Origin of the sequence: Pseudomonas sp. C6002, from assembly GCF_013385805.1 — a bacterium.
Classification (GTDB): Bacteria; Pseudomonadota; Gammaproteobacteria; order Pseudomonadales; family Pseudomonadaceae; genus Aquipseudomonas.
In genome coordinates this window covers 1-23,983 of sequence record NZ_JACAPH010000029.1, presented here as the reverse complement: position 1 = coordinate 23,983, position 23,983 = coordinate 1, and the positions used below count along the sequence as shown (strand labels likewise).

The following is a 23,983-nucleotide window of genomic DNA, read 5'->3' as shown; positions in this document are numbered from 1 at the left end:
CTCAGACCTCGACGGTCGGAATCTTGCGCGGCGCCATGAAGTACATCCAGATCAGCGCGATGAAGTACATCGCCGGAATCAGGGTGAACAGCACGGTGTAGTTGTTGTTGGTCACGGTCAGGATATGGCCGACGATCTGGGTCATGAACATCCCGCCGATGGCCGCGCACATGCCGCCAAAACCAAACACCGTACTCATCATGTGCTTGGGCGTGTAGTCCATCACCAGGCTCCAGATGTTGGCGGTCCAGGCCTGGTGCGCGCCGATGGCCAGGGAAATCGCAAACACCGCGACCCACAGGTGGCTGGAGCCGGCGGCCATGATCACTCCGACGATGCAGCAGGCAAACAGCAACATCGACAGCAGCCGCGCCTTGATCGGGTTCATCCCGCGTCCGATCAGGAACGAAGACAGGATCCCGCCGCCGATGCTGCCGAAGTCCGCCGTCAGGTAAATGATGATCAGCGGGATGCCCATCTGGGTCACGTTGATGCCCAGGTTGTATTGCTGATTCAGGAACGGCGGCAGCCAGTACAGGTAGAACCAGAACACCGGCGCGGTCATCGAGTAGGCGAGGGCGAAGGCCCAGGTGCCGCGCATCCGCAGGATCCGGCTGAACGGTACGCGGGGTTGTTCCGGTTCGACTTCCTGTTGCACGTAGTCCAGTTCCGATTGCTTCACGCTTGGATGGTCTTCCGGGTTGTAGTACTTCAAGCCCCAGAGCACCAGCCAGATCCCGCCCAGTGCCGACATGCACAGGAACGCCGCCTGCCAGCCCCACACGTGGAGGATCAGCGGCAGCAGCATCGGCGTCATCATCGCGCCGACGTTGGTGCCGGCGTTGAAGATCCCGGTGGCCACGGCACGCTCGCCAGCGGGGAACCACAGGCGGGTGGTCTTGACGCAGGCCGGGTAGTTGGCGGCTTCGGTCAGCCCGAGAATGAACCGGCAGACCATAAAACCCACCGCCGAGGTGGCCAGGCCGTGGGCGCCAGTGGCCAGGCTCCACAGCAGCACCGCGCAGAAGAACACGCGCTTGACGCCGACCCGGTCGATCAACCGGCCTTGCAGCACAAAGCCGATGGCGTAACCCACCTGGAACCAGAAGTTGATGTTGGCGTAGTCCATCGCCGTCCAGCTCATTTCCTTGGCCAGGATCGGTTGCATCACGCCGAGGGCGGCGCGGTCGATGTAGTTCAGGGTGGTGGCAAAAAACACCAGGGCCAGCATGCCCCAGCGGGTTTTACCGACAGCCATGGCGCCACGGATTTTGTCACCGATGCCGCTATGGGGATTGCTGTGGCCCACGGCCACGGCGGGATTTTGCGAAGGCATGAGGAAGTACCCGTTTTTTTGAAATTTTTATGGTGTGTTCAGGGTCTTGGTTAACCGAGGCCGCTCAATGGAAGCGGGGCTCAATGTGCTGTCGATGGTGCGCAGCGGCTAAAAAATCGTCAATTCGCCGATTGCCATTCTGTTCGATAATCGCCCATAAAACTAACCGGTTCGTACATTTCAATTGCTGTGATGAACCTGGCGGCCAATAATTTGCCGTAAACAAGACATGCCTCAATGCCGGGAGTCGCCCCATGCAACGCTCCATCGCCACCGTTTCCTTGAGCGGAACCTTGCCGGAAAAACTCGAAGCCATCGCGGCTGCCGGGTTTGATGGCGTGGAAATCTTCGAAAACGATCTGCTGTATTACGACGGCAGTCCGCGTGAAGTTAGGCAAATGTGCGCCGACCTCGGCATTGCCATCACCTTGTTCCAGCCGTTCCGGGACTTTGAGGGCTGCCGCCGCGACCGCCTGACACGCAACCTGGAGCGGGCCGAGCGCAAGTTCGACTTGATGCAGGAGCTGGGCACCGACCTGGTGCTGGTGTGCAGTAACGCGTCAGCCGATTCCGTGGGCGATGAAAGCATTCTGCTGGATGACCTGAGCCTGCTGGCCGAACACGCTGGCCGCCGGGGCTTGCGCATCGGCTATGAAGCGCTGGCCTGGGGCCGGCACGTCAACACCTGGCAGCAGGTGTGGAACCTGGTGCGCAAGATCGATCATCCGAGCCTGGGCGTGTTGCTCGACAGCTTCCACACCCTATCTCTCAAGGGCGACCCGAGTGCGATTGCCGAGATTCCCGGCGACAAGATTTTCTTTGTGCAGATGGCCGATGCACCGATCCTCGCCATGGATGTACTGGAATGGAGCCGGCATTTCCGCTGCTTCCCAGGCCAGGGCGAGTTCGACCTGGCGGGCTTTCTCGCCCCCATCATCAAGAGCGGCTACACCGGGCCGTTGTCCCTGGAAATCTTCAACGACGGCTTCCGCGCCGCGCCGACCCGGGCGAATGCCGCCGACGGCCTGCGCTCGCTGCTGTACCTCGAAGAGAAAACCCGCCAGCGATTGGAGCAAGAAGCGACGCAGGTCCCCGAGATCCTGTTTGAAACCCCGGCCGCCAGCGAATACGACGGCATTGAATTCCTCGAATTTGCCGTGGATGAAAACCTCGGCGCCAAGCTCACTTCATGGCTGGAGCGCCTGGGCTTCGTCAAGGCCGGGCAGCATCGATCCAAGAGCGTCAGCCTGTTGCGCCAGGGCGATATCAACCTGATCCTCAATTGCGAACCCTATTCCTTCGCCCATAACTTCTTCGAGGCCCACGGCCCGTCGTTGTGCGCCACGGCGATCCGGGTAAAGGACAGCGCCAAGGCCCTGGAGCGGGCGGTGGCCTACAAGGGCCAGCCGTATCGTGGGCTGGTCGGCCCCAATGAGCTGGAGCTGGCAGCGGTGCGCGCACCGGATGGCAGCCTGATCTACCTGGTGGACCAGCACGAAGGCGGCCTCTACGACACCGACTTCAACCTGCAACCGGCGAACGCCGCCAGCGGCGGCCTGCTGCGCATCGACCACATGGCCATGGCCTTGCCCGCCGACAGCCTCGACAGTTGGGTGTTGTTCTACAAAAGCTTGCTGGATTTCGAAGCCGACGACGAAGTGGTGCTGCCGGACCCCTATGGCCTGGTGAAAAGTCGGGCACTGCGCAGCCGTTGCAGCTCAATTCGCCTGCCGCTGAATATTTCCGAGAACCGCAACACCGCGATTTCCCACGCGCTGTCGAGCTATCGCGGCTCGGGCGTGCACCACATTGCCTTCGACTGCGCAAACATTTTCGCCGAGGTCAGCCGGGCCAAGGATGCGGGCGTGCCGCTGCTGGATATCCCGCTGAACTATTACGATGACCTGGCGGCGCGGTTTGATTTCGATGACGAGTTCCTCAGCCAGCTCGCGTATTACAACGTCCTCTACGACCGCGATGCCCAGGGCGGTGAACTGTTTCACGTTTATACCGAACCGTTCGAGGGCCGGTTTTTCTTCGAGATCATCCAGCGCAAGAACGGTTACGCCGGCTACGGTGCGGCCAACGTGGCGGTGCGCCTGGCGGCCATGGCCAAGTCCCGCAGCGGTGCGGTGCGCCAGGCCAGGTTGTAAGGTGCCGGCGCTTCCTTCGGCGTGCGGCGCGGCCCATAATCAGCGCCTGCACCTAAGGCCGTGAGCGCACCATGACCCTGACCTCCGAGCTTCCCGCCGCGGCCACCGCACCGCGCAAGAGCCGCAAGAACAACCCGGAAAAGACCCGCGAGAACATTCTCCAGGAAGCCATCGTCGAGTTTGTCACCCAGGGCCTTTCCGGCGCCCGGGTGGACGCGATCGCGGAGCGTATCCAGACCTCCAAGCGCATGATCTATTACTACTTCGGCAGCAAGGAGCAGCTCTACGTCGAGGTGCTGGAGAAACTCTACGGCGACATTCGCAACACCGAGACACGGATGAACCTGACGGCCCTGGAGCCCCGGGAAGCGATCCGCCGGCTGGTGGAATTCACCTTTGATCACCACGATCAGAACGTGGATTTTGTGCGCATCGTGAGCATCGAGAACATCCACAACGCCGAGTATGTAAAGCAGTCGACGTCGATCAAGGCGATGAACAGCAACATCCTCGAAGCCCTTGGCACCACGTTGCGCCGGGGCGCCGAGTTGGGGTTGTTCCGGGAAGGGCTGGAGCCGCTGGACGTGCACCTGCTGATCAACTCGTTCAGCTTCTACCGGGTGTCGAACCGCCACACCTTCAGCGAGATCTTTCAGATCGAGTTGTCGGATGAGGCGGTCAAGCAGCGGCATCGGGCGATGATCTGCGAGTCGGTGTTGCGCTACCTGCAGGCTTGAGTTCAACACCGAGCAAAATGTGGGAGCGGGCTTGCTCGCGAATGCGGTGGGTCAGTAAAACATCCGGTGGCTGACACTCCGCATTCGCGAGCAAGCCCGCTCCCACATTTTTGATCCGGTTTCTACAGTTGGGTGGTCATGCTCTGGAAGTGCGCGAGCATGCGCTCTGCATCCGCCACTTCGCCAGTGAACAACTCAAACGCCTTCACCGCCTGAAACACCGCCATGTTGCCGCCATCCAGGGTGCGGCAACCCAGGGCGCGGGCGTTGCGCAGCAGTTCGGTTTCCAGTGGGAAGTACACGATCTCCGCTACCCACAAGTCGGCGCGCAAGGTGCCCAACGGCACCGGCATGCCCGGCAGCTTGGCCATGCCCATCGGCGTGGTATTCACCAGGCCATCGGCCTCGGCCATGGCGCTTTCCAGGTCATTGCCGGCCTGGGCCCGGCCTGTACCAAAATGCTGGTTGAGGTTGTCCGCCAGGCTGCGGGCACGTTCGGCGTCCATGTCGAAAATACTCAAGCGTTCCACGCCTTCACCCAGCAGCGCATGGGCGACTGCCGCCCCGGCGCCGCCCGCGCCCATCTGCACCACGAACTTGCGAGCCACATCACTCAAGCCCCGGCGAAAGCCTTCGGCAAAGCCCAGGCAGTCGGTGTTGTGGCCGATGCGTTTACCGTCGCAAAGCACCACGGTGTTCACCGCGCCGATGCCCCGCGCTTCGGGCGACAGTTCGTCCAGCAGCGGCAGGATCGCCTGCTTGCACGGGTAGGTGATGTTCAAACCGGTGAAGTTCATCTGTTCGGCCGCCATCAACAGGTCGGGCAGGGCGCGGGTATCCACCTGTAGCCGGTCGAGGTCGATCAGGCGATAGAGGTAACGCAGGCCCTGGGCATCGCCTTCATGCTCATGCAGGGCAGGGGTGCGGGAAGCCTGGATGCCGGCGCCTATCAGGCCGGCCAGAATTCGACGTTTGGACACCGCGCTCATCCCTTCAAGGTCTTGCTGAAATGTTCGAGGGCGAGGTGATAACCGTGGCTGCCAAACCCGGCCAGCACCGCCTTGGCAATCGGCGACACGAACGAGTGATGACGGAACGCTTCCCGGGCATGCACGTTGGACAAATGCACTTCGATCACCGGTACTTCACTGGCCACCAGCGCGTCGCGGATCGCCACCGAAGTGTGGGTCCAGGCTGCCGGGTTGATCACGATGCCGGCGCAACGGGCGCGGGCGCCGTGGATCCAGTCCAGCAATTCGCCTTCGTGGTTGGTCTGGCGGAATTCGACTTTCAGGCCCAGTTGCTCGGCGCTGCGGCCACACAGGGCAGCAAGGTCGGCCAGGGTTTCATGGCCATAAGTGGCGGGCTCGCGAGTGCCGAGCAGGTTGAGGTTGGGGCCGTTGAGCACCAGCACGATGGGCGGCATAGAGGGTTCTCCACTGTTGTTTTTATGTATGTCGATAAAATGTACTGAATGGTTAATTTGGTCAATCGCGTGGGTGGGAACCGTTCGATTACCGAACGCAGAATGAAAACCACCGTTGTGTGGATCAGAGTTGATATCAATTGAAAATCATTCTCGACAACGCTTAAGATGCCCGCCTGTTTCCTTAACATTCCAGGGAGTCGGTTTGTCGGACGTGGATCTCAAAGGCCTGTTTCTCAAGCACGCCGATACCCTGCGCGGGTATCTCGCACGCAAGGTACGGGACCCGCAGTTGGCCGCAGACCTGGTGCAGGAGAGTTTCCTGCGCCTGGCGCAAAAGCCGGCCGGCGAGCGCATCGACAACTCCCAGGGCTATCTCTATCGCACGGCCGGCAATCTGCTGATCGACCATATCCGCCAGGAGGCACGGCGCAAGACCGACTCCGTGCCCCATGAGGCGCTGGCCGAGATTGAAGATGAAATGGCCGGGTTGGAGGCTCAGGCGATGGCGCAGCAACAGCGGCAGGCATTGAAGCAGGCACTGGCGGAATTGCCGGAGCGTACCCGGCAGATTTTCCGCCTCAACCGGATCGAGGGCATGACCCATGCCCAGGTCGCGCGCCACCTGGGCATTTCCGACAGCTCAGTGCAAAAGCACCTGGCCAAGGCGCTGGCGTATGTCATGCAGCGTTTGCAGGAAGGTGAGGCGGGGCCGTCCGACGAATGAATTACCGACAAACCTGGGGTCAGACGTCACAGCGTTATATAACGAAAAATTCGAGATTCACACGTGAATAGCCCGGGTCCGCAACAGCACAGCATTACCGAGGCGGCTGCCGATTGGGCGGTGCGCCTGCACGCCGGCGCCCTGACCGATCAGGAGCAGGCCGAGCTGCGCCAATGGATCGCCAGAGACAGCCGCCATGAAGCGGCGCTGCGTTTTGCCGAGCAGACGTGGGCGGCGCTGGGCGAGGTGCATCGCGATGAGACGGTGCATCGCCAGCGGCCGCCCGCTACCGCTGCGCCGGTGCGCGGCCTTCGTCGGCGCAGGCCGTGGCGCATGGCGGCGAGTGTTGCGCTGTTGCTGGTAGTGGCGGGCGTCGGCTGGGTGCGCGGGCCTGAGGCGCTGCTGCAGATGCAGGCCGATTACCTCACCCAAAAAGGCGAAGTGCGCACCGTGCACCTGGCGGACGGCAGCAGCGTGCAACTGGATTCTGCGAGTGCGATCAAGCTGGATTTTGACGGTGTGCAGCGGCGCATCAGCCTGATCAAAGGCTCGGCCATCTTTGATGTGGCGCCCATGGCCGGTGAGGAAAAAAGGCCGTTCGTGGTGCACAGCGCCAGCGGGCAAACCCGTGCCTTGGGCACGCGGTTTGTGGTCGAGCGTGAGGACGACCGGCAGGCCTGGGTCGGGGTGTTGCAACACAGTGTGGCCGTCACGCTGCAGGCGCTGCCGCAGAAAGAAACGGTGCTCAAGGAAGGCCAGGCTGCGCGCTACAGCCCGGAGAACGGCGTGGTCGCCCTCGACGACTTCGACCTGGAGCGCGCCACCAGTTGGCGTCGCGGTGTGCTGATCTTCGACCGCTTGCCGCTGGCCAAGGTCATCGAGCAGCTCAACCGCTACCGGCCGGGCAAGGTGGTGCTGACCAATGCCGACCTCGGCACCCGTGAAGTCAGCGGCGTGTTCCGCCTCGATATGCTCGACACGGCCCTCGGCACCCTGACCGAAGAATTACAGGTGCAGCGCTTTGATCTGGCGGGGCTGAGCCTGATCTATTGATGGGGTCGCCGGGCCCCGTTTACGCCCTTTGAAAAAACTTTCAAAAAAACCTTACTGAGTTCCGACGCCTGACACGTCCTGTTAAGTGAGAAGTATTCGCATAAACAAGAATGGTCAGCGAAGGGATAACGTCGATGTCTGCAATCACCAAGGGGCGCAACACCGGTAGCCGGTTGGCCCTTGCCATCCACCTGGGGCTGTTAGCCTCCGCCTGCCAGGTGCAGGCCGCCGAGGCGCCAGTCGGTGAATCACAGCCTGTCACGTTGACGTTTGATATTGCGGCGCAACCCTTGGGCCTTGCCGTACTGACGTTCGCTGATCAGGCCGGGTTGCAAGTGTTGTTCGACAGCGCGCGCCTGCAAGGCCTCACCAGCACCGCGCTCAAGGGCCGTTACAGCGCCCAGGAAGGCCTCGGCCGATTGGTGGGCAGTGCACCGGTGGAATACCGCTTTACCGGGGACCGGCAGGTGACGCTGACTCGCGTCGGCGCCGACCATGACGGTGCGCTGACCGTGGGCACCACCACCATCACCGGCAACACCAACGGCAAGCCAAGCGACTGGGTGTACGACACACCGCGCTCGGTGGCCGTGATCAGTCGCGAGCAGATCGACAAACGCCCACCACGCCACGCCGCCGACATGCTCGAAGAAACCGCCGGCGTGTACACCGCCGTCAACCAGCGTGACCCGGGCCTGTCGGTGAACATCCGCGGCGTGCAGGACTACGGCCGGGTCAACATGAACATCGACGGCATGCGCCAGAACTTCAACGTCAACGGCCACCAGCAGCGCAACGGCACGATGTTGATCGACCCGGAATTCATCTCCAGCATCGAAATCGACAAGGGCAGCCAGTCCGGGCAGGGCGGTGCTGCCGTGTTGGGCGGGATTGCATCCTTCAAGACCCTGGAGGCCAGTGAGTTCCTGGCCGATGGCAAGGACTATGGCGGGCGTCTGCGTGCCGGTAGCGGGATTGGTGAACTGGGTAACGGCACCTATTTCAACGGCAGCGGTGTGTTTGCCTTTGGCGACGAGCGCGGCGACGTGCTGCTGGGGTACAGCGAACGGCATTTTGGCGACTACCGCGCCGGTACCCACAACGACCAGAAACTGGGCACTCATTTGCGCGCTCGTGACTCCCAGCCTGCGGCCTTCGACGATTGGCTGAACAGTGAGGTCGGTGACACCGGCAGCGTGACCCGCTCGCAAATCGTCAAGTTCGGCCTGAACCTGCCCAATGACCAACGGGTGCAACTGAGCTACCTGGAAAGTGACAGCGACAGCAATGACGCGTGGGCCTACACCGCCCCGGATAACCAGAGCGTGTACTACCAGCGCGTCAGCAAGAACAACCTCAATGCCAGGAACGTCGGACTGGATTATCGCTACACGCCGGATAACCCGCTGATCGATTTCAAGGCCAAGGTCTACTACGTCACCACACAGATGGACCGGGACAATGCGCCCAACACCGCGTCGCTGACCTCCGGCAACTATGTGGCGGGCTACACGGATCATTTTCAGACCGATACCTGGGGTGTACAGGGCGACAACACATCGCGGTTCGACTTCGATGCGTTGGGGCATGTGAGTTGGAACTACGGCGTGGAGGTGTATCAAGACAAGTTCAAGCCCAGTACCAACAAGGTCGAGGCCACCAACCTTTCCGGCCTGTTGCCTTACGTTGAAGGCGGGACGCCCGGTGGCAAACGCACCATCGCCAGCCTGTTCAACAACCTGCAGTACGAATATGGCGACTGGCTGACGCTGGATGCGGGCTTGCGGTACGACCGCTATCGGCTGGAAGGGGTCACCGGGATGACGCTGTACCGGCGCGATCGGTTCTACAGCAGCACGGTAGGTGCCAAGCGTGTCGAGGAAGTGTTCGACATTGATAGAGAAGAGGGCCAGTTCTCTCCCACGTTCGGTATCGGCATAAAGCCGGGGCTGGACTGGATGCAACTCTACGCCCGCTGGGGCAAGGGCTGGCGCCCGCCGGCGGTAACGGAAACCTTCATGACCGGGCGTCCTCACGGTGGCAGCTCATCAGAGCGGGTGTTTCCCAACCCGTTCCTGAAACCCGAAGAGTCGCGGGACTGGGAAATGGGCGTGAACGTATTCAAAGAGGGACTGCTGTTCGGTGACGACCGCCTGGGCATGAAGGTGGCTTACTTCGATACCCGGATCGAGAACTTCTCTTTCCTCAATCACAGCGTCAGTTTGCCGGAGACCTCCGTCGGCGGTTTTCTCGGCACGATGGCGTACGTCAATAACACCAACCCCACGCGCTTTCGGGGGGTGGAGTACCAGCTCAACTACGACATGGGGCGGGCGTACGCCAACCTTAGTTACACCCACATGATCGGCAGTAATGAGTTCTGCTCGAAGAACTATTACATGGGCGGGGCGAAGAAGAACGGGCCGTCCACCACACGCTATGAACGCTACACCCGGCCAAACGGCACGACCGGCCTGCGCCCGGTGACCACGTATGAGGTGCTGGACGACGATGTCGCCAACAACAAGGAAAGCTGTGGCCGGATCATGGGCAACGCCACCTATATGCCGGCTGATCGCGGCTCGCTGACCCTGGGCGCGCGCTTCCTGGAAAAGCGACTCGATATGGGCGTCCGCGTGCGCTACAGCTCAGGCAATGGCGAGAACCTCGACTCACAAGGTTATGACTTCATCGACCAGGCGCTATGGCCCCAGTACACCCTCTATGACCTGTACGCCAGCTACTGGATGACCGACCAATTGAACATCGCCCTGGCGCTGGAAAACGCCACCGATGAGGCCTACTTCGTTGCCATGGGGGACGCCAATAACCTGAGCCTGGCGCGCGGGCGAACGTTGAGCGGGATGCTCGAATACAAGTTCTGATCAAGGTGCCACGGCACTTTATCAACCAACGGTTTTGCCCAAGGGTGGGCAAAAAGTGCGCTGTATGAGCGTGCTGATCAATCGTGTTGTTTATAACGAGGTTAAGTGATGACTATTTCTGTTAGTTACGAAGCTGCGCTCGGTGCTTACTCCGTCTCGGACTACCTGACCGACTGGGCACTGGGGTTCAACACTGCGGGTCACGGCAGCAGCAACACCGGCGGCTTCAGCAACGGCTCCCTGAGCGGCGACCAGTATTCGACCCACGGCGCCAACAATTCCGACTACGCCTTCATTGCCGACAGCAACACCAGCAACGGCCTGCACTACGTATTCAACCCGGCGCTGCCAGCCAGCCACAACGAAAACCACTACCTGTGGGGCAACCTGGATAACGTTCAACTGGGCACCGGCCTGGGCGGCGGCAATGGCAGCGACTTCACCCTCGATGCGTTCAAAGTGGCTTTCAACGGCCTCGACTTGAGCGCGGCACAAGGTGCAGGCCGCGTCGGCAATGACGTTCAGAACGTGATCTACAGCCTGATGCAAGGCAACACCTCGGCACTGGAAACCGTGCTCAACAACCTGCTGGACGACTTCGGCCTGTCCACCGCCAACACCTTCGACGAGATCTCGGCCGGCCTGGCAGCACACGCTACGGCAACCACCACCGACGTCGCCCTGGTAGGCGTGCAGGACGTTGCACAGGACTGGGCACTCGCTGCCTGATGTGGCTGCGCAATGAAAAAAGCGAATGGAAGATCGCTCTCCCATTCGCTGCGTAAACCCCGTCGTCGCCGTGAGTTTCGAAGGCCAGGGCGACGGCGGTGACAAATTCTGCGCAGCGGCGCGCAGCGTGTCAAACGCGGGCGGCGCTTCCCGATTTCCCCCATGAGACTCCCTCGATGCGCCATGCCGGCAACGAAACCCTGGCCGCTCTCACGGCCTATAAAAGTGGCTTCCTCAACATTGGCCTGTTTTCGGCAGTGATCAACCTGTTGATGCTGGCCCCGGCGCTGTACATGTTGCAGGTCTACGACCGGGTGCTGGCCTCCGGCAACTCGATGACCCTGTTGATGCTGACGCTGATGATCCTTGGCTTGTTCGGCTTGATGGGCGCGCTGGAGTGGGTGCGCAGCCAGGTGGTGATCCGTCTTGGCACACAGATGGACATGCGCCTGAACCAGCGGGTGTACGACGCCGCGTTCGAGGCGCAACTCAAGGGCGGTACCCAGGCGGCCGGGCAGGCGTTGAGCGACCTGACGACCTTGCGCCAGTTCGCCACCGGCCAGGCGCTGTTCGCATTTTTTGATGCGCCGTGGTTTCCGGTGTACTTGCTGGTGATCTTCCTGTTCCACCCCTGGCTCGGCGTCCTGGCGCTGGCCGGTGCGCTGATGCTGATGGCGCTGGCGTGGACCAACCAGCACATCTGCCAGGCACCGTTGACTCAGGCCAATCAGCTGTCGATCAGCGCCAGCCAGCAGGCCACGGCCAACCTGCGCAATGCCGAAGCCATCGAAGCCATGGGCATGCTGGCAACCCTGCGTGCGCGCTGGTTTGCCCAGCACCAGGCGTTTCTGGCGGCGCAGAACCTGGCCAGTGAAAAGACCGCTGCCATCAGTGCCTGGTCCAAGGGCGTACGCCTGGCGTTGCAGTCATTGGTCCTCGGTCTGGGCGCATTGCTGGCGGTGCAGGGGGCTATTACGCCGGGCATGATGATCGCCGGCTCGATCCTGATGGGGCGGGTACTGAGCCCTATCGACCAGATGATCGGCGTGTGGAAACAGTGGAGTTCGGCGCGCCTGGCCTATGAGCGATTGACCCTGATGCTGGCGGCCAACCCGGCGCGCACCGAGCGCATGAGCTTGCCGGCGCCCAGCGGCCAGTTGACGGTCGAACAGGTAAGCGCGTGTGCGCCTGGCAGTCGTCGGCCTGCATTGGCCAACCTCGGGTTCAGCCTGCCTGCCGGTGACGTGCTGGGCGTGATCGGGCCTTCCGGTTGCGGCAAGTCGACCCTGGCGCGGTTGCTGGTGGGGGCCTGGGCGCCCTTGGCCGGCAAGGTGCGGCTCGACGGCGCGGACCTGGCGCAATGGGACAAGCAGCAACTCGGCCCGCACATTGGGTATCTGCCCCAGGACATCCAGCTGTTCGCCGGCAGCATTGCCGACAACATCGCGCGTTTCGACACCGTGGATTCGGACAAGGTGCTCGCTGCCGCGCAAATGGCCGGCGTGCATCAACTGATCCTGCAGTTGCCCCAAGGCTACGACACCCAACTGGGGGAGGGCGGTGCCGGGTTGTCCGGCGGGCAGAAGCAACGTGTCGCGCTGGCGCGAGCGCTGTACGGCGTGCCTGCGCTGATCGTACTGGATGAGCCCAATTCCAATCTCGATGAGGCCGGCGAGCAGGCCTTGCTCCATGCCATCACCTTGCTCAAGGCGCAGCGTCGCACGCTGGTGCTGATCACCCACAAGACCCCTGTGCTGGCGTTGACGGACCAATTACTGATTCTGCGGGACGGCCAGTTGCAGGCGTTCGGGCCCACGGCGCGGGTGCTGGAGGCCACGCAGAAACCGGCGGCCGCGCCGCCCAAACCGGTGTCGGCGATGAGCATGAGCTACCGCCTCGGTGAAGGAAAAAAAGCATGAGCCGACCTGTGCTTGTGACGGACAACAGCGTGCCGCCGGTGAACAACGTGCTGGCGCTGGACGATAAAAAATACGCGCGCCTGGGCTGGTTGCTGGTGCTCGGCGGGTTTGCCGGGTTCCTTGGCTGGGCCGCGCTGGCACCGTTGGACAAGGGCGTGGCGGTGTCCGGCAAGGTCATGGTGTCGGGGCACCGCAAGACGGTGCAGCACCCCGCGGGCGGGATCGTCGAGCGGATCGAAGTGCGCGATGGCGAGGTGGTGAGCGCCGGCCAGGTATTGGTCCGCCTGAAGGAAACCCCGTTGCGCGGGCAGATGCAGTCTTTGCGCAGCCAGTTCATTGCGTCCCGGGCCAGCGAAGCGCGCTTGAGTGCCGAGAGCGAAGGCTTGTCGGCCATCGTCTTCGGCCCCGAACTGCTGAACGAGCCTGAGGCCGCCGCCACCTTGAGCCTGCAACGGCAACTGTTCAGCAGTCGCGCCCAGGCCCTGGCCACGGAGCAGCAAGGCCTGCGGGAAACCATCGCCGGGGCCGAGGCACAATTGCGCGGCACCCGGGAATCCCAGGCCAGCAAAGTGCTGCAACGCACCGCGATGAATGAACAACTGCAAGGCCTGCGCGAGCTGGCGCGGGACGGCTACATTCCGCGCAATCGGCTGCTGGAAAATGAACGGCTGTATGCCCAGCTCGACGGTGCGATTGCCGAGGATTTCGGCCGCATCGGCCAGTTGCAACGGCAAGTCCTCGAACTGCGCCTGCGCATCCGCCAGCTCGGCGAAGACTTCCAGAAAGACCTGCGCGGCCAACTGGCCGAAACCCGCACCCGCAGCGACGACTTGCGCAACCGGTTGGCCTCGGCCGAATTCGAACTGGCCAACAGCCTGGTGCGCGCGCCTGCGGCTGGCGTGGTGGTGGGGCTGGAGGTGTACACCGAAGGCGGCGTGATCAAGCCCGGCCAGGCGCTGATGGACATCGTGCCCCAGGGCGAACCACTGCTGGTGGAAGCGCGGGTGCCGGTGCAGATGGTCGACAAGGTGCACCCGGGCTTGCCGGTGGAGTTGCTGTTCTCGGCGTTCAACCAGAGCACCACCCCACGCATTGCCGGTGAAGTGACGCTGGTGTCGGCCGACCGCCAGGTCGACGAGCGCACCGATGAGCCGTATTACACCTTGCGCGCCCAGGTCAGTGCAGCTGGCATGCGCCAGCTCGACGGCTTGCAGATTCGCCCGGGCATGCCGGTGGAAGCGTTCGTCAAAACCGGTGAGCGCTCGATGCTCAACTACCTGTTCAAACCCTTGCTGGATCGGACTCACATGGCGTTGGTGGAAGAATGAAGGCGCTGTTATTCGGTCTGTGTTGTGCCTGCAGTGGATCGGTTCAGGCGCTGGGATTGCTCGACGCCTATGACTTGGCCCTGCGCAACGATCCGACGTTTCAGGCGGCAATCCAGGAGCGCGAGGCCGGCGAGGAAAACCGCATCATCGGCCGCGCCGGGCTGTTGCCGAACCTGTCCTGGAGCTACAACAACTCGCGCAATGAGTCCGAAGTCACCCAGTCGACGGCGGTGGGCAACGTCACCAGCGACCGCGATTACCGCAGCTATGCCTCGACCCTGACCCTGCAACAACCGCTGCTCGATTACGAAGCCTATGCGCGCTATCGCCAGGGTGCAGCGCAGGCGCTGTTTGCCGATGAACGCTTTCGCAGCAAGAGCCAGGAACTGGCCGTGCGGGTGTTGAGCGCCTACAGCCAGGCGTTGCTGGCCCAGGAGCGGATCGAGCTGAGCCGCGCCCAGAAACGCGCGTATGCCGAGCGCCTGCAACTCAATGAACGGCTGCTCAAGGGCGGCGAGGGCACCCGCACCGATGTGCTGGAAACCCAGGCACGCCTGAGCCTGGCCCAGGCCGAAGAGATCGAATCCCTGGACACCCAGGACGCAGCCTTGCGCGAGCTGGAAGCGATTGTGGGCCAGCCGTTGCAGATAGACGAGTTGGCGCCGCTGACTCGCCAGTTCGAGATCCCGCCGCTGGCGCCCAACCGTTTCGAGACCTGGCGGGAAATAGCGATGGCCAACAACCCGGAGCTCAAATCCCAGCACCACGCGCTGGACGTCGCCGAATACGAAGTGGAGCGCAAGCGCGCCGGGCACATGCCCAAGGTCAGCCTGTATGCGAGCAGCCGCCAGACCAGCTCGGATTCGGAAAGCAGCTACAACCAGAAGTACGACACCAACAGCGTCGGCATCCAGGTCAGCCTGCCGCTGTTCGCCGGTGGCTCGGTGTCGGCGTCAACCCGTCAGGCCGCCAATCAACTGTCCCAGGCCCAATATGAACTGGACGCGCAGACCGCCAGGACGCTGATCGAACTGCGCAAGCAATTCAACCTCAACACCAGCGGCGCGGCCAAAGTGCGGGCGTATGAAATGGCGGTCAGCTCGGCCACCGCCCTGGTGACGGCGACGAAGAAAAGCGTGACCGGTGGCGAGCGCGTCAACCTCGATGTGCTGGATGCCGAGCAGCAACTGTTCACGGCACGCCGCGACCTGGCGGATGCGCGGCATGCGTATCTGCTGGCGCGGATACAACTGAAGTATTTTGCAGGGTTGCTGAACGAGCAGGACCTGCGGGCGTTGGCGGGGTATTTCCAGCCATCGGCATGATGGCTATATCGGCTAACACACCGATCCACTGTGGGAGCTGTCGAGCCTTGGCGAGGCTGCGATGGCGGCGGGGCTGATGACATTTTTCTGTCTGACCCACCGCCATCGCGGCCTCGCTAAAGCTCGACGGCTCCCACATTTTGATTTTTGCAGTGTTGGGGATTTAACGCCGGGTCAGCAACACACCCGATTCCATGTGGTGCGTCCACGGGAACTGGTCAAACATGGCGCACTGGGTAATCCGGTGCGTGTCATGCAGTTGCGCAATGTTCGCCGCCAACGTCTCCGGGTTGCAGGAGATGTACAGGATGTTCTCGAAGCGCCGGGTCAGCTCGCAGGTGTCCGGGTCCATGCCGGCACGCGGCGGGTCGACGAACACGCTGCCAAACTCGTAGCTCTTGAGGTCGATGCCGTGCAGGCGGCGGAACGGCCGCACTTCATTCAAGGCCTCGGTCAGCTCTTCGGCAGACAAACGCACCAGGGTGACATTATCCACCGCGTTTTCATCGAGGTTGTTCAGCGCCGCGTTCACCGAAGTCTTGCTGATCTCGGTGGCCAGCACTTTGCGCACGCGAGTGGCCAGGGGCAGGGTGAAGTTGCCGTTGCCGCAATACAGCTCCAGCAAATCGTCACTGCGGTCGCCGAGCGCTTCGTACGCCCAGTTGAGCATCTTCTGGTTCACCGTGCCGTTGGGCTGGGTGAACGCGCCTTCAGGCTGGCGATAGCTGAAGGTGCGACCGCCAACGTCGAGTTTCTCGACCACGTAATCGCGGCCGATCACATCGCGCTTGCCCTTGGAACGCCCGATGATGCTGACGTTCAGGTCTGCCGCCAGCTTGTTCGCCGCCGTATGCCAATGCTCGTCCAGCGGGCGGTGATAGCACAGGGTGATCATCGCGTCGCCGGCCAGGGTGGTGAGGAACTCCACCTGGAACAGCTTGTGGCTCAGGGCGGCGCTGGCTTGCCAGGCGGCCTTGAGTTGCGGCATCAATTGGTTGATGCGCAGGCTGGCAATCGGAAACTCTTCAATGAGGATCGGCGTGCGCTTGTCGTCCTGGGAGAACATTGCGTAGTGGCGCTGACCCTCTTCGCGCCACAGGCGGAACTCCGCCCGCAGGCGGAAGTTCTGCAACGGCGAGTCGAAAACCTGAGGCTCTGGCGCGTCGAACGGCGCCAGCAGGTCACGCAGGCGCGTGACCTTTTCTTCCAGTTGAACGGTGTAGCTTGCGGCGTCAAAAGTCATGCGTTGAACCAGCCCAGCTTGATCACAAACAGAATCGACAGGATCACCAGCGCCGGGTTCAGCTCACGGTAGCGGCCCGAAAGCAGCTTGATGGCGGTCCAGGCGATGAAACCGAAGGCAATGCCGTTGGCGATGGAATAAGTGAATGGCATCGCCAGGGCGGTGATCACCACCGGTGCGGCGACGGTGATGTCGTCCCAGTCGATTTCGGCCAGGCCCGAGGTCATCAGCACGGCGACGAACAGCAGCGCCGGTGCGGTGGCGAAGGCCGGAACGCTGGCCGCCAGTGGCGAGAAGAACAGCGCCAGCAGGAACAGGATCGCGACCACGACGGCGGTCAAACCGGTACGGCCACCGGCGCTCACGCCCGCCGCCGATTCGATGTAGCTGGTGGTGGTCGAGGTGCCCAGCAGCGAGCCGGCCATGGCCGCCGTACTGTCAGCGATCAGCGCACGGCCCATTTTCGGCATGTGGCCGTCCTTGCCCATGAGACCCGCGCGCTTGGCCACGCCGATCAGGGTGCCGGAGTTGTCGAACAGGTCGACGAACAGGAACGCGAAAATCACGCTCACCAGGCCGATGTCCAGGGCGCCCTTGATGTCCAGTTGCAGGAAGGTCGGGGCCAGCGAAGGTGGCATCGACATCACGCCGCCGAACGGGGTGAAGCCCAGCACGATGGAGGCGATGGTCACCACCAGGATACCGATCAATACCGCGCCGCGCACTTTCAGGGCTTCCAGCGCAACGATCAGCGCGAAGCCGAGGGTGGCGAGGATCGGCGCGGGTTGTTTCAGGTCGCCCAGGCCCACCATGGTGGCCGGGTTGCTGACCACGATGCCGGCGTTGTGCAGGGCGATCAGCGCCAGGAACAGGCCGATACCCGCCGCAATCGCCGAGCGCAGGGGCAGCGGGATGCTGTTGATGATCCATTCACGGATGCGGAAGATCGACAGCAGGAAGAACAGCACTGCCGAGATGAACACCGCACCCAGCGCCACTTGCCAGGTGTGGCCCATGTGCAGGACCACGGTGTAGGTGAAGAATGCGTTGAGGCCCATGCCCGGTGCCAGGGCAATCGGGTAGTTGGCGATCAGGCCCATCACGGTGGAACCGATGGCCGCCGCGAGGCAGGTCGCGACAAAGACCGCGCCCTTGTCCATGCCGGTCTCACCGAGGATGCTCGGGTTGACGAACAGGATGTAGGCCATGGCCAGGAAGGTGGTGACGCCCGCGAGAATCTCGGTGCGCACATTCGTGTTGTGTGCCTTGAGTTGAAACAGCTTTTCCAGCATGCCTGCTCCCTGTGACGCTATTTTGCGTCGTTATTTGTTGACCTCTAAGTCAAAGCACAAACTGCGCCAAGCGCCTGTGGTTCCAGAGAGGATCGGAAAAAGCGGCGCATCATACCAGCAGCCGAGGGCCAGTGGCGCATAGGCTTGATCATGGCCTTGAGGCATACTGCGCCGACGTTTATTACAGGGTCATCGACAGCATGAAAAAAGCCAGCGCCTGGAGTCTAGCTCTGTTCGGTTGCATCGGCCTGTGGCTCGGTGCGGCACCGGCGTGGGGCGCGCCTGCACCGGCGTTGAGCGAGGTGCGGGTATTCAAGGTTCAGTCGGCCAAGTGCACTGAAACCATTCCCGAGCGGGCCGACAGCACCCAGATGTGCACGCACCGGGGGCAGACACTGGTGTACGTGATGGAAGTCGGCCTGGGCAACAGCCCACAGGCATTTTTCGACGGCGCGTCGGTGCCCCGTATCAGCACCACCGCCGTCTGCCAGGTGGGTTCCATCAGCCAGCCATGCAGCGGCGCGGGAACGTTGATGGGCTACATCTATACGTTCCAGCTGGATAATGTCGAAGCCGGCGGCACGTTCCAGTACAGCAACACCTCGATCAACCCACCGCGCAACCAGTTGGTCACCACCCTCGGCATTCGCTGATCGCCACCCATCAATTGCCTTGAACGCTCATAAACTCCGGAAGTCGGACCGCTAAGACGGCGACTTTTCTGAACGCCGCGATTGCACACCAATCCGTGAGGTGTTTATGAGCGCAACTCCCAATGGCGCGGCGGCCAAGCCGTTCGTCAGTCATCCGATACGCCTGACCCTCAATCGGGACCCCATCCAACTGGATGTATTGCCCTGGACCACCCTGCTGGACCTGCTGCGCGAGCAACTGGACCTGACGGGCACCAAGAAGGGCTGCGACCACGGCCAGTGCGGCGCCTGCACCGTGTTGCTCAACGGTAAACGGGTGAACGCCTGCCTGACCCTGGCGGTGATGTGCGACGGTGCCGAGTTGACCACCATCGAAGGCCTGGCCTCGGGCGACGACCTGCACCCGATGCAACAGGCCTTTATCAAGCACGATGCCTTCCAGTGTGGCTACTGCACGCCGGGGCAGATTTGCTCGGCGGTGGGCCTGGCCCGTGAAGGCCGCGCCCACGACACCGCGCAGATCCAGGAACTGATGAGCGGCAACCTTTGCCGCTGCGGCGCCTACAACAACATCCGCGATGCCATCGAAGAAGCCTTGCCGGCGTGCCGCGTGCAGGGAGGTGAGCAATGAATCCCTTCCATTACAGCAAGCCGGCCGACGTGCAGGAGGCGGTGCACCTGGTCAGCCCGGCGTCGCGGTTTATCGCCGGTGGCACCAACCTGCTGGACCTGATGAAAGAGAACATCAGCCGCCCGGAGCACCTGATTGATATCACCGGGCTGCCACTTCGCGACGTGGAAGAAACTCCAGAGGGCGGCTTGATGATCGGTGCCCTGGTGAGCAACGCCGACCTGGCCTGGCACCCGCTGATCGAAGAACGCTACCCGCTGCTGTCCCAGGCCATCCTCGCCGGCGCCTCGCCGCAATTGCGCAATATGGCCAGTACCGGCGGCAACCTGCTGCAACGCACCCGTTGCTACTACTTCTATGACGCCGCCGTGCCCTGCAATAAACGCGAGCCCGGCAGTGGCTGCCCGGCGCGGGTCGGTTTGAACCGCATCCACGCGATCCTCGGCGCCAGCGACCAGTGCGTCGCCACCCATCCTTCGGACATGTGCGTGGCCCTGGCCGCCCTGGATGCGCGGGTGCATGTGCAGGGCCGGGGTGGTGCGCGGGTCATCGAGTTCGCCGACTTTCACCGGCTGCCGGGCGATGCACCCCAGCGGGATAACCAGTTGGCCGACGACGAACTGATCACCGCCATCGAGTTGCCTGCCGACCACCTGGCTGCCCACAGTCACTATCTGAAAATCCGTGACCGGGCTTCCTACGCCTTCGCCCTGGTATCTGTCGCGGCGGCGCTGGAGCTGGATGGCGATGTGATCGTCGACGCCCGCCTGGCCCTGGGCGGCGTCGCCCACAAGCCATGGCGTGATCGCGCGGTGGAAGCCGCGCTGATCGGCCAGTCCGTCAGCCGCGAAACCTTCAGCACTGCCGCCGAAACCCTGCTCCTGGACGCCGAGCCGCTGGAGCACAACGGCTTCAAGATCAAACTGGCACGCCGCGCGATCATTCGCGCCCTGAGCGATGCCGCTGTTGCAGGAGCCACGTCATGAGCGCAATCGGCAAACCGTTGGACCGGGTCGACGGTCTGCTCAAGGTCACCGGGCAAGCGCGCTATGCCGGTGAGTTTCCCGAGGATGGCTTGCTGCACGGCAGCGTGGTGTCGAGCAACATCGCCAAGGGCCGGGTCATCCGCATTGATGCGTCCCAAGCCCTGGCGCTGCCCGGTGTGGTGATGGTGCTTGATCACCTCAACCGCCCGAAACTGGCCAGCTACGACGACAGCTACGCCGATGCCGATGCTGCCGACGGCTCGCCGTTTCGCCCGCTGTACAACGACCGCGTGCTCTACAGCGGCCAGCCGTTGGCATTGGTGATTGCCGACAACCTGGAGCTGGCGCGCCACGCCGGTTCCCTGGTGCAGATCGAATACGCCGCCGAGCCTGCCGAGACCGATCTGCTGGCCTTGCAGGAGCAGGCGCACCCGTCGCCGCAAACACCGCCCAAGCCGCGCGGCAACTTCCAGGCCGAATGGACCGGCGCCGCCACGAGCCTGGATCTGCACTACAGCACGCCCATCGAACACCATAACCCCATGGAACCCCACGCCAGTACCGTGCTGTACCAGCCGGACGGCACCCTGCATATCCACGACAAGACCCAGGGGCCGCAGAACTGCCAGGCCTATGTGCAGAAAGTCTTCGGCCTGGATAAAAGCCAGGTGCGGATCTTCGCCGCGTTCGTCGGCGGCGCCTTTGGTTCAGGTCTGCGCCCGCAGTACCAGTTGCCGCTGGCAGTGATGGCATCGCTGGCCCTGAAGCGTTCGGTGCGCGTCACCCTCACGCGCCAGCAGATGTTCACCTTCGGTTATCGCCCGCGCACCTTGCAGCGCCTGCAACTGGGTGCTGCCGCCAATGGCCGCTTGCTTGCCCTGGGCCACACCGCCATCGGCCAGACCTCGCGCTTCGAGGACTTCAGCGAACACGTGGTGGAATGGAGCGGCATGCTCTATCACTGCGATAACGTGCTGCTGACCTACAAGCTGGTGCCGCTGGACGTGTTCACACCGCTGGACATGCGCGCTCCCGGCGCAGCGCTGGGGGTGATCGGCCTGGAATGCGCGATGGATGAACTGGCCTGCGCCCTGGGCATCGACCCGGTGCAATTGCGGCTGATCAACTATGCCGAGCGCAATCAGAACGAAGACAAGCCCTGGTCCAGCAAAGCGTTGCGCGAATGCTACAGCGAAGGTGCCGAGCGTTTTGGCTGGAGCCAGCGCAACCCGGAGCCGCGAAGCATGCGCGATGGTCGCCAACTGATCGGTTGGGGCATGGCCGGCGGGGTGTGGGAGGCCCTGCAAATGAAAGCCAGCGCCAAGGCGCGGATCGACCACCTGGGCAAGCTCACGGTCAGCAGCGCCACCACCGATATCGGCACCGGCACCTACACGGTCATGGCGCAGATCGCCGCCCAGGCCAGCGGCGTGCCGGTAGGCGATGTGACGTTCCTGCTGGGGGATTCATCGCTGCCGACGGCGCCGTTGCAGGGCGGCTCGTTTACCGTGTCGTCGGTGGGCAGCGCGGTGCAACAGGCCTGTGAAGCGTTGAACGCCAAGCTGTTGGACATTGCACGCAAGACGTACCCGGCGTTCAAAGACGCTGAGTCGGCGCGGTTTGAGAATGGCCAGCTGCACGCCGGTGACCAGCGCATCTCCCTGGCGCAATTGGTGCAAGACAGCGGCGAGCAGGCGCTGGAAGTGCAGGTGGATTGCGAGCCGGGAAAACAGCGCGAAGGCTATGCCTCTGCCACCCATTCGGCGGTGTTTGTCGAAGTGCGGGTGGATGAGGACCTGGGCACCATCAAGGTCAGCCGGGTGGTAAGTGCGATTGCGGCCGGGCGGGTGGTCAATCCGAAGATGGCCCGTAGCCAGATTCTCGGCGGGGTGGTCTGGGGCATCGGCATGGCGTTGCATGAGGAGACCCAGGTCGATCACGCATTGGGTCGCTCCATGAACCACAGCCTGGCCGAATACCACATTCCGGTAAACGCGGATATCGGCGAGATTGATGTGCTGTTTGTCGAAGAACACGACGAGATCGTCAACGCCCTTGGGTCCAAGGGCGTCGGCGAGATCGGGATAGTCGGGGTGGCGGCGGCGGTGGCCAACGCGGTGTATCACGCCACCGGCAAGCGGGTGCGGGACTTTCCCGTCACCCTCGACAAGGTCTTCTAAACCTTGGCGGGTTCTTCCACCGGCACATGCATGCGGTCGCGGTTGGCCAGGGTCGGGAACAGTTTGATCCAGACCCCGGTCACCACCAGCGTGCCGATGCCGCCCATGACCACGGCGGGCACGGTGCCGAACCAGTGGGCGGTGATCCCGGACTCGAACTCGCCCAACTGATTCGACGCGCCGATAAACAGCCCGTTGACCGCGCTGACCCGGCCGCGCATTTCGTCCGGGGTTTCCAGTTGCACGAACGAGGCGCGGATCACCATGCTGATCATGTCCGCTGCGCCCAATACCACCAGTACCGCCAGGGAGAACCAGAACGAGGTCGACAGGCCGAACGCGATGGTGGCTACGCCAAACACCCCGACCGCCGTAAACATGATCCGCCCCACATGCCGGTCGACGGCAAACCGCGCCAGCCACAACGACATCAACAACGCCCCGACCGCTGGCGCCGAGCGCAGCAGCCCAAGGCCCCACGGCCCGGTCAGCAAAATGTCCTTGGCGAACACCGGCAGCAAGGCCGTGGCGCCGCCCAGCAATACGGCGAACAGGTCCAGGGAAATCGCGCCGAGGATGTCCGGCCGACTGCGGATAAAACGAATCCCGGCCAGCAACGAATCCATGGTCGCCTTGGCCTTGTTCAGCGGCGTCTGGCGCGCGGGCAGGTTGAGGGTCAGCACGCAGGCGATCAGGTACAGCACCACCGTGGGGCCGTAGACCCAGACACTGCCAAAGGCGTACAGCAGACCGCCCAGCGCCGGCGCCACGATGGTGGCCAATTGCTGCGCCGACTGCGACGACGCCACGGCGCGGGGAAACAGTGCAGTGGGCACGATGCTCGGCAGCAGGGCCTGGGTGGTGGGCATTTCAAACGAGCGGGCTGCGCCCAGCAGGAATGCCAGGATAAAAATCATCTCGCGGGTGACATTGCCGGTCAGTCCGCCGATTGCCAGGGATAGCGCGATCAACGCTTGAACGGTCTGGCAGATGGCTGCGACCTTGCGCCGTTCATAGCGGTCGGCCACATGGCCGGTGTGCAGCATGAACAGCACCCGCGGTACGAACTCCACCAGGCCGACCAAACCCAGGTCCAGCACGTTGCCGGTCAGTTGGTAGAGGTTCCAGCCGATGGCCACGGTGAGCATCTGGAAACCGCTGGCGGTGAAGATCCGCGCCAGCCAGAACGCGATGAAAGGGCGGTGGTGACGTAACAGCAGCGCGGGTTCACTGGGCATCGGGGAGACGGGTCTGGGTGGGGGAACGGTGAGGTTATCACCAACTTGTAACCAATAGTTGCGTGGTGGGTTGGGGGGTATGAGATATGTTCAGTCTGGCTGAGTACATATCCGTTTCTTCGGTAACGGCCACTTATGGTTC

The 23,983-nt window shown here is 62.7% G+C and carries 19 protein-coding genes; 13 read left to right on the top strand and 6 right to left on the bottom strand.

The genetic code is table 11. The features are described from left to right. Position 1 precedes the first annotated feature (1 nt). On the bottom strand, positions 2-1,336 hold the full coding sequence (locus tag HX817_RS18765; protein WP_003215533.1) for an MFS transporter: 1,335 nt from the start codon (positions 1,334-1,336) through the stop codon (positions 2-4). A 254-nt stretch (positions 1,337-1,590) separates the two neighbouring features. Between HX817_RS18765 and quiC the strand changes: the two genes are divergently transcribed. Both quiC and HX817_RS18755 read left to right on the top strand, forming a co-directional pair. Beyond that, on the top strand, positions 1,591-3,489 hold the full coding sequence (gene quiC / locus HX817_RS18760) for a 3-dehydroshikimate dehydratase QuiC (RefSeq protein WP_177040851.1): 1,899 nt from the start codon (positions 1,591-1,593) through the stop codon (positions 3,487-3,489). A gap of 71 nt (positions 3,490-3,560) precedes the next feature. Continuing rightward, positions 3,561-4,226 carry a TetR/AcrR family transcriptional regulator gene (locus tag HX817_RS18755; protein WP_003215538.1) on the top strand — a complete coding sequence of 222 codons (666 nt, stop codon included), beginning with the start codon at positions 3,561-3,563 and terminating at the stop codon, positions 4,224-4,226. Positions 4,227-4,348: 122 nt separating this feature from the next. On the opposite strand, the gene HX817_RS18750 is transcribed toward HX817_RS18755, so the two are convergent. Both HX817_RS18750 and aroQ read right to left on the bottom strand, forming a co-directional pair. Continuing rightward, complete coding sequence (locus HX817_RS18750) at positions 4,349-5,215, bottom strand: shikimate dehydrogenase (RefSeq protein WP_177040849.1); 867 nt, start codon at positions 5,213-5,215, stop codon at positions 4,349-4,351. Beyond that, entirely contained in the window at positions 5,212-5,652 is a 441-nt protein-coding gene (gene aroQ / locus HX817_RS18745; protein WP_087693554.1) for a type II 3-dehydroquinate dehydratase, read from the bottom strand. Before aroQ ends, HX817_RS18750 begins: the two co-directional genes overlap by 4 nt. Before the next feature lie 205 nt (positions 5,653-5,857). Here aroQ and HX817_RS18740 point away from each other — a divergent pair, with 205 nt between their 5' ends. From HX817_RS18740 to HX817_RS18710, 7 genes are all read left to right on the top strand, one after another. After that, entirely contained in the window at positions 5,858-6,379 is a 522-nt protein-coding gene (locus HX817_RS18740; RefSeq protein ID WP_003215543.1) for an RNA polymerase sigma factor, read from the top strand. A 63-nt stretch (positions 6,380-6,442) separates the two neighbouring features. Beyond that, positions 6,443-7,432 (top strand): FecR family protein, encoded by a 990-nt coding sequence (locus HX817_RS18735; protein WP_177040847.1) that lies wholly within the window; start codon positions 6,443-6,445, stop codon positions 7,430-7,432. A 134-nt stretch (positions 7,433-7,566) separates the two neighbouring features. Next, entirely contained in the window at positions 7,567-10,317 is a 2,751-nt protein-coding gene (locus HX817_RS18730; RefSeq protein ID WP_102369949.1) for a TonB-dependent receptor, read from the top strand. Positions 10,318-10,425: 108 nt separating this feature from the next. Continuing rightward, a complete protein-coding gene (locus tag HX817_RS18725) occupies positions 10,426-11,046 on the top strand; it encodes a heme acquisition protein HasA (protein WP_003215551.1) in 621 nt (206 codons plus the stop codon). Between the two features lie 176 nt (positions 11,047-11,222). Continuing rightward, entirely contained in the window at positions 11,223-12,965 is a 1,743-nt protein-coding gene (locus HX817_RS18720; RefSeq protein WP_177040845.1) for a type I secretion system permease/ATPase, read from the top strand. Beyond that, a complete protein-coding gene (locus HX817_RS18715; RefSeq protein ID WP_177040843.1) occupies positions 12,962-14,293 on the top strand; it encodes an HlyD family type I secretion periplasmic adaptor subunit in 1,332 nt (443 codons plus the stop codon). Before HX817_RS18720 ends, HX817_RS18715 begins: the two co-directional genes overlap by 4 nt. Beyond that, on the top strand, positions 14,290-15,618 hold the full coding sequence (locus HX817_RS18710; RefSeq protein WP_177040841.1) for a TolC family outer membrane protein: 1,329 nt from the start codon (positions 14,290-14,292) through the stop codon (positions 15,616-15,618). The genes HX817_RS18715 and HX817_RS18710 overlap by 4 nt, the downstream gene beginning before the upstream one ends. 163 nt (positions 15,619-15,781) lie before the next feature. Here the strand turns inward: HX817_RS18710 and trmA are convergent, their stop codons facing one another. Together trmA and HX817_RS18700 are read right to left on the bottom strand one after the other, a co-directional pair. Further along, positions 15,782-16,861, bottom strand: coding sequence for a tRNA (uridine(54)-C5)-methyltransferase TrmA (gene trmA / locus HX817_RS18705; protein WP_177035971.1), 1,080 nt, complete (start codon positions 16,859-16,861; stop codon positions 15,782-15,784). Further along, entirely contained in the window at positions 16,858-18,153 is a 1,296-nt protein-coding gene (locus HX817_RS18700) for an NCS2 family permease (protein WP_003215557.1), read from the bottom strand. The genes trmA and HX817_RS18700 overlap by 4 nt, the downstream gene beginning before the upstream one ends. Before the next feature lie 200 nt (positions 18,154-18,353). Between HX817_RS18700 and HX817_RS18695 the strand changes: the two genes are divergently transcribed. The 4 genes from HX817_RS18695 to HX817_RS18680 all read left to right on the top strand — a co-directional run bounded on the left by HX817_RS18695 (position 18,354) and on the right by HX817_RS18680 (position 22,603). Beyond that, positions 18,354-18,806 (top strand): DUF4879 domain-containing protein, encoded by a 453-nt coding sequence (locus HX817_RS18695; RefSeq protein ID WP_177020966.1) that lies wholly within the window; start codon positions 18,354-18,356, stop codon positions 18,804-18,806. 106 nt (positions 18,807-18,912) lie between these two features. Then, positions 18,913-19,437 carry a (2Fe-2S)-binding protein gene (locus HX817_RS18690; RefSeq protein ID WP_003215562.1) on the top strand — a complete coding sequence of 175 codons (525 nt, stop codon included), beginning with the start codon at positions 18,913-18,915 and terminating at the stop codon, positions 19,435-19,437. Next, positions 19,434-20,423, top strand: a complete 990-nt coding sequence (locus tag HX817_RS18685) for a xanthine dehydrogenase family protein subunit M (RefSeq protein WP_008436634.1) — start codon at positions 19,434-19,436, stop codon at positions 20,421-20,423. Before HX817_RS18690 ends, HX817_RS18685 begins: the two co-directional genes overlap by 4 nt. Further along, the gene (locus HX817_RS18680) at positions 20,420-22,603 is read left to right on the top strand and encodes a xanthine dehydrogenase family protein molybdopterin-binding subunit (protein WP_087693544.1); all 2,184 of its coding nucleotides are present in this window, start codon (positions 20,420-20,422) and stop codon (positions 22,601-22,603) included. The genes HX817_RS18685 and HX817_RS18680 overlap by 4 nt, the downstream gene beginning before the upstream one ends. Here HX817_RS18680 and HX817_RS18675 read toward each other — a convergent pair. After that, positions 22,600-23,841, bottom strand: a complete 1,242-nt coding sequence (locus HX817_RS18675; protein WP_063026986.1) for an MFS transporter — start codon at positions 23,839-23,841, stop codon at positions 22,600-22,602. The genes HX817_RS18680 and HX817_RS18675 overlap by 4 nt on opposite strands. Between the last annotated feature and the right edge of the window lie 142 nt (positions 23,842-23,983).